Source organism: Kitasatospora sp. NPDC015120 (genome assembly GCF_043080305.1).
Lineage (GTDB): Bacteria > Actinomycetota > Actinomycetes > Streptomycetales > Streptomycetaceae > Kitasatospora.
The window spans coordinates 40,261-56,250 of the sequence record NZ_JBIBVJ010000005.1 but is presented as its reverse complement, the minus strand read 5'-3'; the positions used below and the strand labels follow the sequence as shown (position 1 = coordinate 56,250).

Annotated in this window: 17 protein-coding genes; 6 read left to right on the top strand and 11 right to left on the bottom strand. The window is 74.6% G+C overall.

What is annotated here, in order from left to right; translation table 11 throughout:
• Window positions 1-57 precede the first annotated feature (57 nt).
• A complete protein-coding gene (locus ACF1AK_RS14400) occupies window positions 58-750 on the bottom strand; it encodes a response regulator transcription factor (protein ID WP_030305055.1) in 693 nt (230 codons plus the stop codon).
• Between the two features lie 2 nt (window positions 751-752).
• The gene (locus tag ACF1AK_RS14395; protein WP_391499119.1) at window positions 753-2,036 is read right to left on the bottom strand and encodes a sensor histidine kinase; all 1,284 of its coding nucleotides are present in this window, start codon (window positions 2,034-2,036) and stop codon (window positions 753-755) included.
• A gap of 307 nt (window positions 2,037-2,343) precedes the next feature.
• Between ACF1AK_RS14395 and phoU the strand changes: the two genes are divergently transcribed.
• Complete coding sequence (gene phoU / locus ACF1AK_RS14390; protein ID WP_391499118.1) at window positions 2,344-3,027, top strand: phosphate signaling complex protein PhoU; 684 nt, start codon at window positions 2,344-2,346, stop codon at window positions 3,025-3,027.
• 178 nt (window positions 3,028-3,205) lie between these two features.
• Entirely contained in the window at window positions 3,206-3,382 is a 177-nt protein-coding gene (locus ACF1AK_RS14385; protein ID WP_391499117.1) for a hypothetical protein, read from the top strand.
• Window positions 3,383-3,501: 119 nt separating this feature from the next.
• Here ACF1AK_RS14385 and ACF1AK_RS14380 read toward each other — a convergent pair whose 3' ends face one another.
• Entirely contained in the window at window positions 3,502-4,089 is a 588-nt protein-coding gene (locus ACF1AK_RS14380; RefSeq protein WP_391499116.1) for a lytic polysaccharide monooxygenase, read from the bottom strand.
• Window positions 4,090-4,372: 283 nt separating this feature from the next.
• Entirely contained in the window at window positions 4,373-5,131 is a 759-nt protein-coding gene (locus ACF1AK_RS14375) for a phosphoglyceromutase (RefSeq protein WP_391499115.1), read from the bottom strand.
• Window positions 5,132-5,280: 149 nt separating this feature from the next.
• Between ACF1AK_RS14375 and ACF1AK_RS14370 the strand changes: the two genes are divergently transcribed.
• On the top strand, window positions 5,281-6,690 hold the full coding sequence (locus ACF1AK_RS14370) for an MFS transporter (protein ID WP_391499114.1): 1,410 nt from the start codon (window positions 5,281-5,283) through the stop codon (window positions 6,688-6,690).
• A 15-nt stretch (window positions 6,691-6,705) separates the two neighbouring features.
• Here ACF1AK_RS14370 and ACF1AK_RS14365 read toward each other — a convergent pair whose 3' ends face one another.
• A complete protein-coding gene (locus ACF1AK_RS14365; RefSeq protein ID WP_391499113.1) occupies window positions 6,706-7,230 on the bottom strand; it encodes a YbjN domain-containing protein in 525 nt (174 codons plus the stop codon).
• 67 nt (window positions 7,231-7,297) lie between these two features.
• The gene (gene mshA / locus ACF1AK_RS14360) at window positions 7,298-8,683 is read right to left on the bottom strand and encodes a D-inositol-3-phosphate glycosyltransferase (protein ID WP_391499452.1); all 1,386 of its coding nucleotides are present in this window, start codon (window positions 8,681-8,683) and stop codon (window positions 7,298-7,300) included.
• 289 nt (window positions 8,684-8,972) lie between these two features.
• On the opposite strand from mshA, the gene ACF1AK_RS14355 reads away from it, so the two are divergent.
• Window positions 8,973-9,806, top strand: coding sequence for a class I SAM-dependent methyltransferase (locus ACF1AK_RS14355; RefSeq protein WP_391499112.1), 834 nt, complete (start codon window positions 8,973-8,975; stop codon window positions 9,804-9,806).
• A gap of 132 nt (window positions 9,807-9,938) precedes the next feature.
• Here the strand turns inward: ACF1AK_RS14355 and ACF1AK_RS14350 are convergent, their stop codons facing one another.
• Window positions 9,939-10,493 carry an O-acetyl-ADP-ribose deacetylase gene (locus tag ACF1AK_RS14350; protein ID WP_391499111.1) on the bottom strand — a complete coding sequence of 185 codons (555 nt, stop codon included), beginning with the start codon at window positions 10,491-10,493 and terminating at the stop codon, window positions 9,939-9,941.
• A gap of 238 nt (window positions 10,494-10,731) precedes the next feature.
• Here ACF1AK_RS14350 and ACF1AK_RS14345 point away from each other — a divergent pair, with 238 nt between their 5' ends.
• Window positions 10,732-12,261, top strand: coding sequence for a SpoIIE family protein phosphatase (locus ACF1AK_RS14345; protein ID WP_391499110.1), 1,530 nt, complete (start codon window positions 10,732-10,734; stop codon window positions 12,259-12,261).
• A 101-nt stretch (window positions 12,262-12,362) separates the two neighbouring features.
• On the opposite strand, the gene ACF1AK_RS14340 is transcribed toward ACF1AK_RS14345, so the two are convergent.
• From ACF1AK_RS14340 to ACF1AK_RS14325, 4 genes are all read right to left on the bottom strand, one after another.
• Window positions 12,363-12,716, bottom strand: a complete 354-nt coding sequence (locus tag ACF1AK_RS14340) for a DUF2516 family protein (protein ID WP_380229649.1) — start codon at window positions 12,714-12,716, stop codon at window positions 12,363-12,365.
• Window positions 12,717-12,828: 112 nt separating this feature from the next.
• Window positions 12,829-13,344: a hypothetical protein gene (locus ACF1AK_RS14335; protein ID WP_391499109.1), complete on the bottom strand. Its 516-nt coding sequence runs from the start codon at window positions 13,342-13,344 to the stop codon at window positions 12,829-12,831.
• Between the two features lie 20 nt (window positions 13,345-13,364).
• On the bottom strand, window positions 13,365-13,778 hold the full coding sequence (locus ACF1AK_RS14330; RefSeq protein WP_391499108.1) for a helix-turn-helix domain-containing protein: 414 nt from the start codon (window positions 13,776-13,778) through the stop codon (window positions 13,365-13,367).
• 119 nt (window positions 13,779-13,897) lie between these two features.
• Complete coding sequence (locus ACF1AK_RS14325; protein ID WP_391499107.1) at window positions 13,898-15,079, bottom strand: MerR family transcriptional regulator; 1,182 nt, start codon at window positions 15,077-15,079, stop codon at window positions 13,898-13,900.
• 174 nt (window positions 15,080-15,253) lie between these two features.
• On the opposite strand from ACF1AK_RS14325, the gene ACF1AK_RS14320 reads away from it, so the two are divergent.
• Window positions 15,254-15,871, top strand: a complete 618-nt coding sequence (locus ACF1AK_RS14320) for a YceI family protein (RefSeq protein ID WP_391499106.1) — start codon at window positions 15,254-15,256, stop codon at window positions 15,869-15,871.
• Window positions 15,872-15,990: the final 119 nt, after the last annotated feature.

The window sequence follows — 15,990 nt, the reverse complement described above, 5'->3', positions numbered from 1 at the left end:
GACGCGAACGCCCCTCCGGCCGGTGCCGGGGGGGCGTTCGCGGGTCCGCGGCCGGGCTTACGGCTCGAACTTGTAGCCGAGACCGCGGACCGTGACCAGGTAGCGCGGCGCGCCCGGGTCCGGCTCGATCTTCGCCCGCAGCCGCTTGACGTGGACGTCCAGCGTCTTGGTGTCGCCGACGTAGTCCGCGCCCCAGACCCGGTCGATCAGCTGCATCCGGGTGAGCACCCGGCCCGCGTTGCGCAGCAGCATCTCCAGCAGGTCGAACTCCTTGAGCGGCAGGTCGACCTTGGCGCCGTCCACGGTCACCACGTGCCGGTCGACGTCCATCCGGACCGGGCCCGCCTCCAGGGCGCCCGGGCCGCCGCCGTCGCCGGGGCCCTCGTTCTCGCCGCGGCGGCGCAGCACCGCGCGGATCCGGGCGACCAGCTCACGGGTGGAGTAGGGCTTGGTGACGTAGTCGTCCGCGCCTATCTCCAGACCGACCACCTTGTCGATCTCGCTGTCCTTGGCGGTGACCATGATCACCGGCACGTTGGAGCGCACCCGCAGCTGGCGGCAGACCTCGGTGCCGGGCAGCCCCGGCAGCATCAGGTCGAGCAGGACGAGGTCGGCGCCGTTGCGTTCGAACTGCTCCAGGGCATCGGGGCCGGTGGCGGCGATGGCCACCTCGAAGCCCTCCTTGCGGAGCATGTACGAGAGGGCGTCGCTGAACGACTCCTCGTCCTCGACCACCAGTACTCGGGTCACGATCAGGCCTCCGGGGCAAGCTGGGGGGTTGTTTCTGACAGGGGTTCCGCGGACTCCCCCGCACGGGGCCGGTCCACGGGGGCCTGCCCGGCGGGCAGGCGGAGGGTGAAGGTGGAGCCCTGGCCCTCGACGCTCCACACCGACACGGTGCCGCCGTGCGAGGCGGCCACGTGCTTGACGATGGAGAGGCCGAGGCCGGTGCCGCCGGTCTGCCGGGAGCGTGCGGGGTCGACCCGGTAGAAGCGTTCGAAGACCCGTTCGCGGTCCTTCTCGGAGATGCCGATGCCCTGGTCGGTCACCGAGATCTCGATGAGCTCGCCGTCGGCCTCGCCCAGCGCGGCGGCGCTGGAGATCCGGCGGGTGGCGATCGCGACCCTGGTGCGCGGCGGGCTGTAGTTGACGGCGTTCTCGACGAGGTTGCCGAGCGCCGCGGCGAGCTGGCCGCGGTTGCCGTGCAGGTAGAGGCCGGCGATGCCGCCGGCCGCGATGAGGATCTGCTTGGCGGCGGCCTGCTGGCGGCAGCGGTCGATCGCCTCGGCGATCAGCTCGTCCACCGCGACCGGCTCCGGGTCGACCATCAGCCGGTCGTCCTGGACCCGGGAGAGGTCGATGATCTCCTGGACCAGGCTGGCCAGCCTGGTCGCCTCGATCTGCATCCGGCCGGCGAAGCGCTGCACCGCCTCCGGGTCGTCGGACGCGTCCGCGACCGCCTCGGAGAGCAGCGAGAGCGCGCCGACCGGGGTCTTGAGCTCATGGCTGACGTTGGCGACGAAGTCGCGGCGGACCGCCTCCACCCGGCGGCGCTCGGTCTGGTCCTCGACCAGCACCAGCACCAGCCGGGAGCCCAGCGGGGCGACCCGGGCCGAGACCGCGAGCGGTTCGGCGGCGCGCGCCGCGCCCGGGCGGGGCAGCTCCAGTTCGAGCTGGCGGATCTCGCCGTCCCGGCGGGTGGAGCGGGCCAGCGCGAGCAGCTGGTCGACGGCGACCGCGCCGCCGCGCACCAGGCCCATCGCGTAGGCCGCCGAGCTGGCCTTGACCACGTCGTCGCTCTCGCCGAGCACGATCGCGCAGGACCGCAGCACGGAGAGCACGGTGTCGACCCCCGGCGGCAGCGGGGGTTCCTGCGCGGGGCCCAGGCCCTGGGCGCGGCCCTGGGTGCGGTTGGTTCCGCCGTACCTGCCCCTGGCCTGCTCGCGCTCGCTCCAACGGAAGGCGATCGAGGCCGTGAGGCCGACGCCGAGCCCGGCTATGGCGCAGGCAGCGGCGGCGGCCACGTTCACGTCCATGAAGCCAGCCTAAGCGCACGGTGCGAGCACTCCCCATGGGCCCGATCAAGGGATCGGCCGCGCGTTGCCGAGAATTCACCTTCAAGTAGCTGCCGGTTCACCGAACGGGTCGTGCGTGGTCGCCCGGACGGCCGAAAGTGGGCGCCGGAGCCCGTGTGGGAGGGGCGGTCCGGCCGGACGGCCGTCCGCCGCCCCGGGTGTGCGCGTACGATGCGCGCCACCAGCAGCGGCCATCCCCACGTCGTTCGGAGCGTCGTACCGGATGGCCGGTCGGCACCGCCACCGACACAGCTACTGAGGAGAGAACATGCGCGACGCGTACCACGAGGAACTCGACTCGATCGGCGACAGCCTGGTCGAGATGGCCCGGCTGGTCGGTTCGGCCCTCGGGCGGGCCACCACCGCGCTCCTCGATGCGGACCTGGCGCTGGCGGAGAGCGTGATCGCCGCCGACGAGAAGATCAACGAGCTGCACCACGAGCTGGAGAACCGGGCGATCGACCTGCTCGCCCGTCAGCAGCCGGTCGCCACCGACCTGCGCATCGTCGTCACCTCGCTGCGGATGAGCGCCGACCTGGAGCGCTGCGGCGACCTCGCCCAGCACGTCGCCAAGGTCGCCCGGCTGCGCTACCCCGAGTCGGCCGTCCCCGGCGACCTGCACGCGACCGTCCTGGAGCTGGGGCAGCTCGCGCAGCGGCTGGTCGCCAAGGCCGGCCTGGTGATCGCCACCAAGGACGTCGACAAGGCGCTGGAGCTGGAGCAGGACGACGACGCGATCGACGCGCTGCACCGCGAGCTGTTCGCGCACCTCATCGACGAGCGCTGGCACCACGGTATCGAGACCGCGGTGGACGTCACCCTGGTCGGCCGCTACTACGAGCGGTTCGCCGACCACGCGGTCTCGGTGGCCAAGCGCGTGGTGTACCTGGTGACCGGCGAGCACGTGGACGAGTTCGTCGCGGCCGCCGAGGCGGCGGCCGAGGTCGAGTGACCTCCGGGCGCGGTCCCGGGGAACCCGGGGTGCGGTAAACCCCCGGGCCGGGGTGGTGGGGAAGCACGGACGGCCGGACTCCCCACCACTGCGCGCCCGTTGACGCTCCCTCCGGTCTGCGGTTTCACTCGAATCCGTAGGCACCGAGGTGTGCCCGTCAGAAGGAGGGGTCAGCGCGATGAAGGCAAACCCGACCGGCCCGGCATCGGCTCCCGAGACCATCGAACCACCCGCCCCGAAGCTGCTGCCCGTCCTCGCGGCCGGCTGCGGCTGCGGCCCGGGCTGCGGCTGCGGCTGCCAGTCCGGCGCACCCTGCCAGTGCGGCGGGGTCGACGGCGGCTGCTGCGGCCGCTGAGGCGGTCGCCCGTCCCTCCCCCGGTGCCGCCGCGGAGCTCCGGGGTGCACGGCTGCCGTGGGAGACGGCCGTGCACCCCGGCCTCCTTCACCGCCGGGGCGCCGGCGGGGTCCGCTGCGTCAGAAGGTGACGTCGGCGCAGGAGTAGAAGGCGTTGCCGGTGTCCGCGACGTCCCAGACCGCGACGACCACGTGGTGACCGGTCCGGCCGGACGGCAGCGTCGCGGTGTGGCTGAGCGTGCTGGGCACCTGGGTGCCGTTGTAGGGGACGTTCAGGAACGGGGTCAGCTCCAGATTGGCCCGGGTGACCGTCTGCGTGGCGCTGTAGCCGGGCTTGGTCAGGTAGTACCGGAAGCCGGACGTGGCGTGCCGGGCGGTGAACCGCCAGGTGAAGGTCAGCCGCTGGCCCGCCGAGACGGCGGTCGCCGGCCAGGCGCCGCCACGCGGGTCGTCCAGCTCGGCGAACCGGCTGTTGCCCCCGGCACAGATGGTGCCGTCGGCCGGCCCCGAGGCCGGGAAGCCCTTCGGGCCCTCGACGCTCTGCGGTTCCCAGCGGATGTCTCCGCAGCCGGTCACCGTGCCCGCGCCGCAGAGCGCGGCCCGGCTGGGCGGAGTGGTGATGTAGCCGTGTGACTGCGCCGGCAGGGCGACCGCGACCGGCACCGCGAGGGCGGCGATCACGGCTCCGACGACATGACGTGTGCGCATGGTGCTCCTCCGTGGGGGTGGATGGAGAGTGCGCCGGGCGCGGACACGCGCGCGTGGGGGATGGCATGCCTGCGCCGGGTCGGTGCTCACACGGTAGGAGCCGCCACCGGCACCGTCAATGGTCTGAACCACTTTTACGGCCCTGCGAACTCGCCCCACCTGCAAGCGAGTTGCACCCGACAGGCACCGGCCCGCGGACGGCCCGGGAATGGCGAGCCCGGGAATGACAACGGCCCCTCGCCGGCGCCGGGGGCGCGGGTGAGGGGCCGTAGCGGCAAGCGGCTTACTTCTTGCCCTGGTTCTTGACGGCCTCGATCGCGGCGGCGGCGGCTTCGGCGTCGAGGTAGCGGCCGCCCTTGGTGAGCGGCTTGAAGTCGGCGTCCAGCTCGTAGACCAGCGGGATGCCGGTCGGGATGTTGAGGCCGGCGATGTCGGCGTCGGAGATGCCGTCGAGGTGCTTGACCAGCGCGCGCAGGCTGTTGCCGTGCGCGGTCACCAGGACGGTCCGGCCCGCGGCGAGGTCCGGGACGATGGCGTCGTACCAGTACGGCAGCATCCGCTCGACGACGTCCTTGAGGCACTCGGTGCGCGGACGCAGCTCGCTCGGGATCTCCGCGTAGCGGGCGTCACCGGCCTGCGAGTACTCGGCGTCGTCGGCCAGCACCGGCGGCGGGGTGTCGTACGAGCGGCGCCAGAGCTGGAACTGCTCCTCGCCGAACTCGGCCAGGGTCTGGGCCTTGTCCTTGCCCTGGAGCGCGCCGTAGTGCCGCTCGTTCAGGCGCCAGCTGCGGCTGACCGGGATCCAGTGGCGGTCGGCCTTGTCCAGGGCGATCTGCGAGGTGCGGATGGCACGGCGCAGCAGCGAGGTGTGCAGCACGTCCGGGAGGAAGCCCTCGGCGGCGAGCAGCTCGCCACCGCGCGCGGCCTCCTTCTCGCCCTTCTCGTTGAGGTCGACGTCGACCCAACCGGTGAACAGGTTCTTCTGGTTCCACTGGCTCTCGCCGTGGCGGAGCAGGATGAGTCGGTACGTCGTGTCAGCCATGGCCCCCAGCTTAGTGGAGCCCGGAAAACCCCTGGCCGGGACCTCACCGCTGCGAGTAAGGTGTGCACCGCGCCAGAGACTCTTACCCTCCCGCTGAGCGGTCCTGCCCGTACGGCTCAGCGGACGTCAGCCTGCCCGGGAGCCCCCACATGCCCGACTCCGCCCTGTCCGCCCGCGCCTCCAGAGCCGTCGCCGAGGCGGTGACCGGGCTGCCGCGCCAGTTCTGGTGGCTCTGGACCAGCACGCTCATCAACAAGCTGGGCGGGTTCGTCGTCACCTTCCTGGCACTCTACTTGACCACCGAACGGGGCTACTCGGCCTCGTACGCGGGCCTGGTCGCCGCGCTGTTCGGCCTGGGCTCGGCGTTCGCCTCGGTCGTCGCCGGTGTGCTGGCGGACCGGATCGGCCGGCGGCCGACCCTGGTCGCCGCCCAGCTCGGGACCGCCCTGTTCACCGCGCTGCTCGGCTTCACCGACGGGCAGGTGGCCATCGCGGTGGTCGCCTTCCTGGTCGGCTTCTGCAACAACGCGACCCGGCCGGCCACCTCGGCGATCATCGCGGACATCGTGCCCGCCGAGGACCGGGTCCGCGCCTTCGCGCTCAACTACTGGGCGATCAACATCGGCTTCGGCCTCTCCGCGGCGGTCGCCGGCCTGATCGCCACCCACGGCTACCTCACGCTCTTCCTGCTGGACGCGCTCTCCACGGTGGTCTGCGCGGTGGTCATCTTCGTGCGGATCCCCGAGACCAGGCCCGAGGCGTCGAGGACGCCCGCGGCGGCCGCGGGCGGAGCGCCGGGGCGGCCGGCGATCGGACTCGCCGAGGTGTTCCAGGACGGCCGCTTCATGGCGGTGGTGGTGCTCAACCTGCTGCTCGCCCTGGTCGCCCAGCAGGGCTCCACCACGCTGGCCGTGGACATGGGCCGGGCCGGCATCACCTCCACCCAGTACGGCCTGGTGATCGGGCTCAACGGCCTGCTGATCGTGGTGCTGCAGATCCCGCTCACCCGCTGGATGGAGGGCCGGGACCGCACCGCCCTGCTGGTCGCCAGCGCGCTGTTCATCGGCTGGGGCTTCGGGCTGACCGCGCTGGCCGGCTCCTCCGCCTGGTTCTACGCCTTCACCGTCGCGGTCTGGACGCTCGGCGAGATCCTCAACGCGCCGACCATGATGGGCCTGGTCGCCGAACTGTCGCCGGCCGAGGCGCGCGGCCGCTACCAGGGCGTGTACTCGCTCTCCTGGTCGCTCGCCTCGTTCCTCGGCCCGGCGGCGGGCGGGGTGCTGCTGGAGCGGGCCGGCAGCGGGGTGATGTGGGGGGCGTGCGCGGTGCTCGGCACGGTGGCCGCCGGCGGGTACGTGCTGCTCGGGCGGCGGCCGGGGGCGGCGCTGGCGAAGTCCGCGGTGGTGGCGGAGGCGGCCCCGGTCCCGGTCGCGGGCACGGCAGAGGTCCCCGGCACGGCAGAGGTCCCCGGCACGGTTCCGGGCCCGGTTCCGGGCGCCGCGAAGGTCCCCGGCCCGGCGCCGGCCGGTGAGCCGGAGCGGGCCGCGGCGGGCGGCTGACGCCCCGGCCGGCCCCTACTCGGCGGGCGGCGCCTCGGCCGGGGCGGCGAGGTGGGCGAAGGCGGCCAGGTTGCGGGTGGACTCCCCGCGCTTGGTGCGCCACTCCCACTCCCGCCGGATCGCCGTGGCGAAGCCCAGCTCCAGCAGCGTGTTGAACGGCTCGTCGGCGTTCTCCAGCACCGTGCCCAGCAGCCGGTCCACGCTCTGCGGGGTCAGCGCCTCCAGGGGGAGCCGGCCCGCCAGGTAGACGTCCCCCAGCGGGTCGACCGCGTACGCCACGCCGTAGAGCCGGGTGTTGCGCTCCAGCAGCCACCGGTAGACGGCCTCGTGGTTCTCGTCCGGGCGGCGGACCACGAAGGCGTTCACCGAGAGGGTGTGGTCGCCGACCCGCAGGGCGCAGGTGGTGCTCAGCTTCCGGGTGCCGGGGAGCGTCGCCACCAGGGTGTACGGGTCGGTGGGGGCCGGCTCCCAGGCCACCCCCGCCTCGTCCAGGGCGGTGCGCAGGAGGGTCAGGGCCTCGTCCTTGGTGCGGATTGCCATGGGGGTGACGTTACTCGGCGGTACGTCCGCGCGCAGCAGCGCGCACCGGGCGCGGCCGCCGCGCGGTTCAGGCCCGCCGCTGGCGCGCCCCGGCGAGCCGGCCGATCGACCGGACCAGGCTGCCGGCGTACACCTCGGCGGTGGTCGCGGCGGCGGTGTCCCAGCCGAAGCCGGCCGCGTGCCGCGCCGCCGCCTCGCCGCGCCGGGCCACCAGCTCCGGGTCGGTGACGTACGGCTCCAGCGCGTGCGACCAGTCCACCGGGTCGTGGCCGCCCACCAGGGTGCCCGTCTCGCCGTCCCGGACGGCGACCGGCAGGCCGCCCACCGCCGCCGCCACCACCGGTGTGCCGCAGGCCTGGGCCTCCAGCGCGACCAGCCCGAACGACTCGCTGTACGAGGGCATCACCAGCGCCGTCGCGGCCCGGTACCACTCGGCGAGCAGCGCCTGGCCCACCGGCGGGTGGAACCGCACCACGTCGCCGATGCCCAGCTGGGCGGCCAGCTTGTGCAGGCTCTCCGGCCGCGCCAGCCCGGTGCCGGACGGACCGCCGACCACCGGCACCACCAGCCGTTCGCGCAGCTCCGGGCGCCGCTCCAGCAGGACGGCGACCGCGCGCAGCAGCACGTCCGGCGCCTTCAGCGGCTGGATGCGGCCGGCGAAGAGCAGCACCGCGGCGTCGGCGGGCAGCCCGAGCCCGGCCCGGGCGGCCCGGCGGGCCTCCACGGCGCCCGGGGCCGCCGGGCGGAACACGTCCAGGTTGACGCCCGGGTGGACGACGGCCAGCTGGTCCGGGCGCGCCGCGTAGAACCGGGCCAGCTCGGCGGCCTCCTCGGTGGTGTTGGCGATCAGCCGGTCGGCCGCCTCCACCACCTGGGTCTCGCCGATCACCCGGGCCGGCGGCTCGGGGGTGTCGCCCTCGGCCAGCGCCGCGTTCTTCACCTTGGCCATGGTGTGCATGGTGTGCACCAGCGGCACGCCCCAGCGCTGGGCGGCCAGCCAGCCGACCTGGCCGGAGAGCCAGTAGTGCGAGTGCACCAGGTCGTAGTGGCCGGGGCGGTGGCCGGCCTCGGTGCGCAGCACGCCGTGGGTGAAGGCGCACAGCTGGGCCGGCAGGTCCTCCTTCAGCAGGCCCTCGTACGGGCCCGCCGTGACGTGCCGGACCAGCACGCCGGGGGCCAGCTCCACGGTGGGCGCGTCGTCCGAGCAGATGGCCCGGGTGAACACCTCGACCTCGATGTTGAGCTCGGCCAGGCGCTTGGCCAGCTCCACGATGTAGACGTTCATGCCGCCCGCGTCGCCCGTCCCCGGCTGGTGCAGCGGGGAGGTGTGGACGCTGAGCATGGCTATCCGGCGCGGGCGGCGGCGGGCGCCGCCCTGGACGAGCGACTGGAGCCGGCCGCGCGCGGGCGTGGCCGGCTGGGCACGGCGTACCGAACGGACGGGGTGCTGGATCACCTGGCTGGAGCCTCCTCGTGTACTGCCCGCCTCGGCAGCCCTGTCTGCCTGCTGCCTGCTGTTCTGCCTGCTGTCCGGTGTGTGCGCTGCCGCACAGCCGCGGCGCCCGGTGCGGTACGCCGGCCTGCTGCCCCGTCCGGGCACACATCACCATCAGTCTGCCAACCACGCGGTCCTCGACCGGCATTCCCGGGTCGCGGCATGAGATCGGCCACGCCGGGGCGGGAGCGGACCGCGCCCGGGCCGCGCCGCCGGCCGCCGCCGGCGGGCCCGTACCCTGTGGGGCATGGCCGCCTCCTCCCCCGACACCGTGAGCGCGCCCGCCCGCGGACGGGCCGGGCGGCCGGTGGGCACCGTCACCCGCGGCACCACCAACACCAACCGGCTGCGCCGGATGGACCGCTGGATCGCCCACGCGCTCGGGCCCGCGCTGCGCTCCGCCGGGCACCCGCCGGTCGCCGTCGACCTCGGCTACGGCGCGGCGCCGTGGACGGCCGTCGAGCTGTCCGGGCGGCTGCGGGCGGTGCGGCCGGACGTCCGGGTGGTCGGGATCGAGATCGAACCGGCCCGGGTCGCCGCGGCGCTGCCGTACGCGGTGCCGCCGCTGCTGACCTTCCGGCGCGGCGGTTTCGAGGTGCCGCTGGACGGCGGTGCGCCCGCCCAGCTGATCCGGGCCGCCAACGTGCTGCGGCAGTACGACGAATCGGCGGTGGCCGGGGTCTGGGAGCGGCTGTGCGACCGGCTGGCGCCGGACGGGCTGCTGGTCGAGGGCACCTGCGACGAGATCGGCCGGCGGCACGTCTGGGTGGCGCTCGGCCCGGAGGGGCCGCGGACGGTGACCTTCGCGGCCCGGCTGGGCGGCCTCGACCGGCCGTCCGACCTGGCCGAACGGCTGCCGAAGGCGCTGATCCACCACAACGTGCCGGGGCGGCCGGTGCACGCCTTCCTGCGCGACTTCGACCGCGCCTGGGCGGCGGCCGCGCCGTACGGGGCGTTCGGCGCCCGGCAGCGCTGGGTGGCCGCCTGCACCGCGCTGGCCGGGGCGTGGCCGCTGGTGGACGCGCGCGGGCGGTGGCGGCAGGGCGAGGTCACCCTGCCGTGGACGGCCCTGGCTCCCTGAGCGGTCCGGCGCGACCGGTTCCGCCGCCCGGCCGGGCACGGTGACCGAGTCCACGGTTTCACTCGAACGAGTTATCGAATATCTCTGGCGTGTTGACGCCTCGTCACGCCACCATGGGACCCGGCCGGGCCCTCACTCCCGCCCCGTCAGCCCCAGCTCCCGTCCGACCTCCTCGAACACCCCGTGCATCTCCGGCCCGAACAACACGAACCGCACCTCCTCCGGCCCGCTCCCCGGCTCCGCCGTCACCGCCGCCACGGTGCCGAGCGCGATCCTGGCCGCGTCCGCCGGCGGCCACCCGTAGATCCCGGCCGACACGGCGGGGAAGGCCACCGTGCGCGCACCCAGCTCCGCCGCCACCCGGAGCGACGTGCGGTAGCAGGAGGCCAGCGACTCCGCCCGCTCCTCGTACTCGTCCGCCCGGTAGACCGGCCCCACGGTGTGCACCACCCAGCGGGCCGGCAGGTCGCCGGCCGTGGTCGCCACCGCCTGCCCGGTGGGCAGCCCCCGCCCGTACCGCGAGGCCCGCAGCCCGCGGCACTCGTCCAGGATCCGCGGCCCGCCCCGGCGGTGGATCGCACCGTCCACCCCACCGCCGCCCAGCAGGGAGGAATTCGCCGCGTTCACGATGACGTCCACCTGCTGTGCCGTGATGTCACCCTCGACCAGGGTGATCCGCGTCGACATCGCACAACCCCTTCCCTCGCCCGGCCCGGCACCCGCCGGAACCGGCCTCGACCCGTACCCACGCCATCCATCCAACACACCGCCACCGGCGTGGCGATAGCCACACCGGTGCCGGTCGGTCAGAGAAATCCCCGGAGATCACGTTATGGTCGCGAGAAGTTCCCCGGCGCAGGGTGCCACGCGGGCACTGCGGACGGACGCCGACCGTTACGCATGCGGGGAAAGGGAGGATCAGCCGATGCCCGCAACGGGAGACGGGCGGGCACCTGGTGCCGCGGACCCGCCGGACGCCCGGAACGGCGCCCGCCCCGGACCCGCCCTCGAACAGTCCGAGCACGAACGGCCCGCCCCCGACCGCTCCCCCGCGCCGCCCCGGCAGCCCGCCGGCCCGGCCACGGCGCCCGCGCCGATACCCCACCCCCGGTCGGACGCCGCACCCGCGCTCCCGGCCGCCCCCGCGCCCGCCGTCCGTGAGCCCGCCGCCGGCGCCCCGCTCAAGCTGCTGGTGATCGAGGACGACGCCACCGACGCCCAGCTGCTCAAGGCCGCGGTGGCCGACAGCGGCGCCCCGATCGAGATCCACTGGACCCGCGGCCTCGACCAGGCCTTCACCCTGCTCAACCCCGCTCCGCCCGGTTCCCGGCGCGGCCGCTCCCGCACCCCCGAACCCACCCGCGGCGACTTCAGCTGCGTGCTGCTCGACCTCGCCGCGTCCGCCGACCTGCCGCACCCCTCGGACTCCTCGGACGGCCTGGAGGGCCTGCACGAACTGCTCCGCCGGGCCCCGCACACCGCCGTCGTGGTGCTCACCGACGCCGCCGGAGCCGAACTCGGCGCGGCCGCCGTGGCCGCCGGCGCCCAGGACTTCCTGGTCAAGGACGAGACGGACGGCCCCCTGCTGGCCCGCGCCCTGCGCTACGCCGTCGAGCGCAAGCGCGCCGACGAGTCGCAGCGCCGGCTCGTCGAGGCCGAGCTGCGCGGCCAGGAGAACGCCCGGCTGCAGCGCCACCTGCTGCCCACCCCGCTGCTCGACGGCGCCAACCTCTCCTTCACCCGCCGCTACCGCCCCGGCCGACGACGCGCCCTGCTCGGCGGCGACTTCTACGACGCCGTGCGCACCGAGGACGGCACCGTCCACGTGGTGATCGGCGACGTCTGCGGCCACGGCCCCGACGAGGCCGCGCTCGGCGTGGCACTGCGGATAGCGTGGCGGACCCTGGTCTTCGCCGGCCTCACCGGCGAGACCCTGCTGACCACGCTGCAGCACGTGCTGGAACACGAACGGCGCAGCGACGAGATCTTCGCGACGCTCTGCATGCTGAGCATCGAGCCGGCCGACGCCGAGGCCCCGGAGGCCGCCGAACAGGCCCGGCTCCACCTCGCCGGCCACCCGCCACCGCTGCTGCTCGGCGAGGACCACAGCCCGATCGGCCTGCCCGCCGACCACGCCGGCCCCGCACTCGGCCTGCTCCCCTGCGACGACGGGCAGGCCGTCTGGCCGGCCCACCGGTTCGAGCTGCGCCCCGGCTGGCGGCTGCTGCTCTACACCGACGGGCTGATCGAGGGCCGGATCGGCGCCGGCTCCCGCCGGCTCGGCCAGGACGGCCTGGCCGACCTCATCGGCGACCACCAGTCCGCCGGGCTCACCCGGGGCCGGCTGGTCGACAGCGCGATCGCCGAGGTCGAGGAGCTGAACGGCGGCGCCCTGACGGACGACGTCGCGGTGCTGCTGCTGGAGCGCAACCCGGCGCAGTTGCTGCTGGGCTGAGACGCCCGCGCGGGCCCGGACGCGACCGGCTCCGCGCGCGAACGAGCCCCGGTGTCCGGGCGGGTGGGCCCGCCGGACGCCGGGGCTCGCCCGTCCCGCCGTCACCAGGGCCCGTACGGCCCCATGTTGCGCTGGTCGCCCCGGCCGCCGCCCCGGTTGGTGAGCGCCCGGATCGCCGGGCGGACGTCGACCACGTAGACGATCGCGGCGACCAGGCCCGCCAGGGTGAGGAAACTGGTCATGAAGTTCGCGCCGAACAGCAGGTCCAGCCCGAACGCGATGCCGAGGACCGCGAGCCAGAAGCCCTTGGTCTTCTTGTCGGCGGCCCGGTAGGCGTCCTCCGGACGGGTGGCGGCGTCGATCAGCGCGAACAGCTTGTAGCCCAGGATGGCGACGGCCAGCCACCAGAACGGATTCAGGTAGTCCAGGAACAGAATCTGGGCCACTCCGCCCATCACGGCCTCCTCGTCTCGCTGCGGCACCCCGTCCGTCCATCCTGGCACGGCGGGGCGTCCGCCCAGGGGTCAACGACCCGGCGGCGCAGAATGCGCCCGGGCTCCTCGGGCGCTACTGCGCGTTCTTGCGGGACCGGCCGCGCCCGGCGGCGGGCGCCTCCTCGTCGAGCAGTTCGCCCTCGACGAGCTCGCCCCCGTCCGCCTCCGCGTCGATCCGCTCGGCGATCGCCTCCTCCGGGCCGGCCCCGTCGCCGCGCCCGCGCTCGACCGCGACCTTGCCGCGCTCGGCCAGTCCGTCGTAGGTCTCCTTGGCCTTCACCGCAAGCTCGACGGCACGGCCGACCTGCTGGAGCGCGAAGGTCTGCGCCTTCTCCTGCAGGACCTTGAGGTCGGCCGGCAGCGCGCCGACCGTGTCGGTGACCTTGGTCTGCGCCTCGGCGAGCCGGGCCTGGGCCTCGGCCAGCCGGGCGGTCGCCTTCTCCTGGGCGCCCTTGCGGTCGGCCGCGAGTGCCTCGACCCGGCCCGGCACCTCCCGCAGCTTCCGGTAGGCGAGGTCCCCGGCGCCGGCGAGGGCGTACAGCGGGGTGGGGTCGGTCAGGGTCTTCTTGATGTCGTCCGTGATCGGCACGGCCGGTCCTCCCGTGGTGTCTAGGGTGCCTTGCCCTCGTGCTCGTCCGCGCTCCCGCCCCCGCCCTCGTGCGCGCCGGACGGTCTCCCGGCGGCGTTCTCCTTGAGGAAGGCGTCGTAGACCGCGAGCAGCGCCTGCTTCTGCTGCTCGTTGATCAGTGGGTCGGCCAGGATCGAGGCCCGCAGTTCCAGGCCCTCACCACGCCGCTCCTCCAGGATCCCGGCCTGGACGTAGAGCGTCTCCGCCGAGATCCGCAGCGCCTTGGCGATCTGCTGCAGGATCTCCGCGCTCGGCTTGCGCAACCCTCGCTCGATCTGGCTGAGGTAGGGGTTGGACACGCCGGCGGCCTCCGCCAACTGCCGCAGCGAGTACTGCGCGTTGCGCCGCTGTTCGCGGATGTACTCGCCCAGCGAGCCGACGTTCAGGGAGGCCATGCGACCACCCTGCCCCAGTCCGCTTGCTTCTGCAAGCGCGGCGCTAGCATCAGCAAACACCCCCGCCCGGCCCGGGCCGGCCCGACCCGGGCCGGGCTCGCCGGGTCAGGCTCGCCGGGTCAGGCCGGGAGGCGGACCGGCATCAGGACGGAGAACGTGCCGGGCCGGCCGGGGGTGCGGATGGCGAGGGGGGCGATCGGGCCGCCGAGTTCGAGGACGAGCCGGCCGTCGGGCGCGGCCGGGAGGGCCTCCAGCAGGAAGTCCCGGTTGACCGCCACCCGGAGGGCGTCCGGGCCCGGAACCCCGGCCCCGGCATCCGCGCCGCCGCCGGTGCCGGTGCCGCCGTCCGTGCCGCCGTTCGCGGCGGGGGCGGCGACGGTGAGGCGGCCGGCCTCGTCGACGGTCAGGACGGCGACCTCGCAGTCGGTGCCGTCCGGGCCGGACGGAAGGCTGCGGGTCGGGGCGGAGGCGACCGCCGCGCGCAGGTCGGCGGCGGCCAGCCCGACCCGGCGGACGGGATCCAGCCGGATCAGCGCGCGGTAGTCGGGGTAGTCGTGGTCGAGGGCGGCGCCCTCGATCCGGTGGCCGTCCACCTCGATCCGCACCGCCCCGCCGCCGAGCGCCAGCTCGACCGCGCCGGCGCCGGCGCCGAGCAGCGCGCGGAGGGCGTCGGCCAGGGCGGCCGGCACGATCGCGGCCACCGGGACGCCGTCCGCGGGGGCCTCGGCCGCCGGGGCGCCGGCGGGAATCCCGACGGGGACCTCGGCGAGGGCCATCCGGTAACGGTCGGTGGCGACCAGCCGCAACAGGCCGCCGTCCAGGTCGAACAGCACGCCGGAGAGGACCGGCAGTCCGGGGTCGCCGCCGACGGCGAAGCGGACCGCGTCCAGGGCTTCGGCCAGGGCGCGGGCGGGGACGGTGAAGCGGTGCTCGGCGGGGGTGGTGGTCATCGGGTTCTCCCTCTGGTCGATCAGCCGACGGATCAGGGAGAGCTCCCGGCGGGCGTCGGCGAGGCCGCCCTCCAGCCGGCGCAGGTGCGCGTCGAGCACCTGGTGGGCCGCGCCGCTGCCGGCGGCCGCGCCGAGCACGGCCCGGATGCCGGCGAGCGGCAGGCCGACCCGGCGCAGCCGGGCGAGCAGCCGGGCGTCGGCGAGCTGGCCGGGCGCGTACCAGCGGTAGCCGGTGCGCGGGTCGACCCGGGCGGGGGCGAGCACGTCGGCGCCGTCGTAGAAGCGCAGGGCGCTCACGCTCAGGCCGCTGTCGCGGGCCAGCTCTCCGATGCTGCGCAGGTCGCTCTCCATGACCAGGACTCTGGGGCCTCGACCGGGTCGAGGGTCAAGCCGGACGGCCGGACCGGTCGCGACCCTGCCGCCGGGGGCCCTCGAACTCGGTGGTTGAACTTTGAACGAAGTCGGGCTACAGTGGAGCCAACAAGTTGAAGCCTAAACAAATGGCTTCGAACCCGAGGAGGAGCCATGGGCCTTTTCAACCGCACCAAGAACGCCACCGTCACCGCGGCCCCCGCCGCCGTCACCGTCACCGAGGGCCCGGACCTCGCGCACCTCTCCGGTGACTGGACCATCGACGCCACCCACAGCGAGATCGGCTTCTCCGTCCGCCACGCGATGGTCACCAACGTCAAGGGCCGCTTCACCGAGTACGACGGCAAGCTGCACCTGGACGGCACCACGCCGGCCAACTCCAGCGCCGAGCTGACCATCAAGGTCGGCAGCATCGACACCAACCAGTCCCAGCGCGACGAGCACCTGCGCACCAGCGACTTCTTCGCCGCCGAGACCTTCCCCGAGATCAGCTTCCGCAGCACCTCCGCCGAGCGCGTGCGCGACGACTCCTACCGGATGACCGGCAACCTGACCATCAAGGACATCACCCGCCCGATCGTCCTGGACCTGGAGTACACGGGTGCCGCCGTCGACGCCTACGGCGTGGACCGGGTCGGCTTCGAGGGCAAGGCCGTCCTGGACCGCACCGACTGGGGCCTGACCTACAACGCGGCGCTGGAGACCGGCGGCGTGCTGATCGGCGAGAAGGTGAAGCTCACCTTCGACATCTCCGCCGTGAAGGCGGCCTGACCCGGCCGACCTCCGCACCGGGCCCTGCGGGCCCGCCCCGACCGCGGACGCGCAGCCCGCTCCCCCAGCACCTGCGCGTCCGCACCCGGCCCCACCCCTGCCGACCCCCGAGCGGCAGG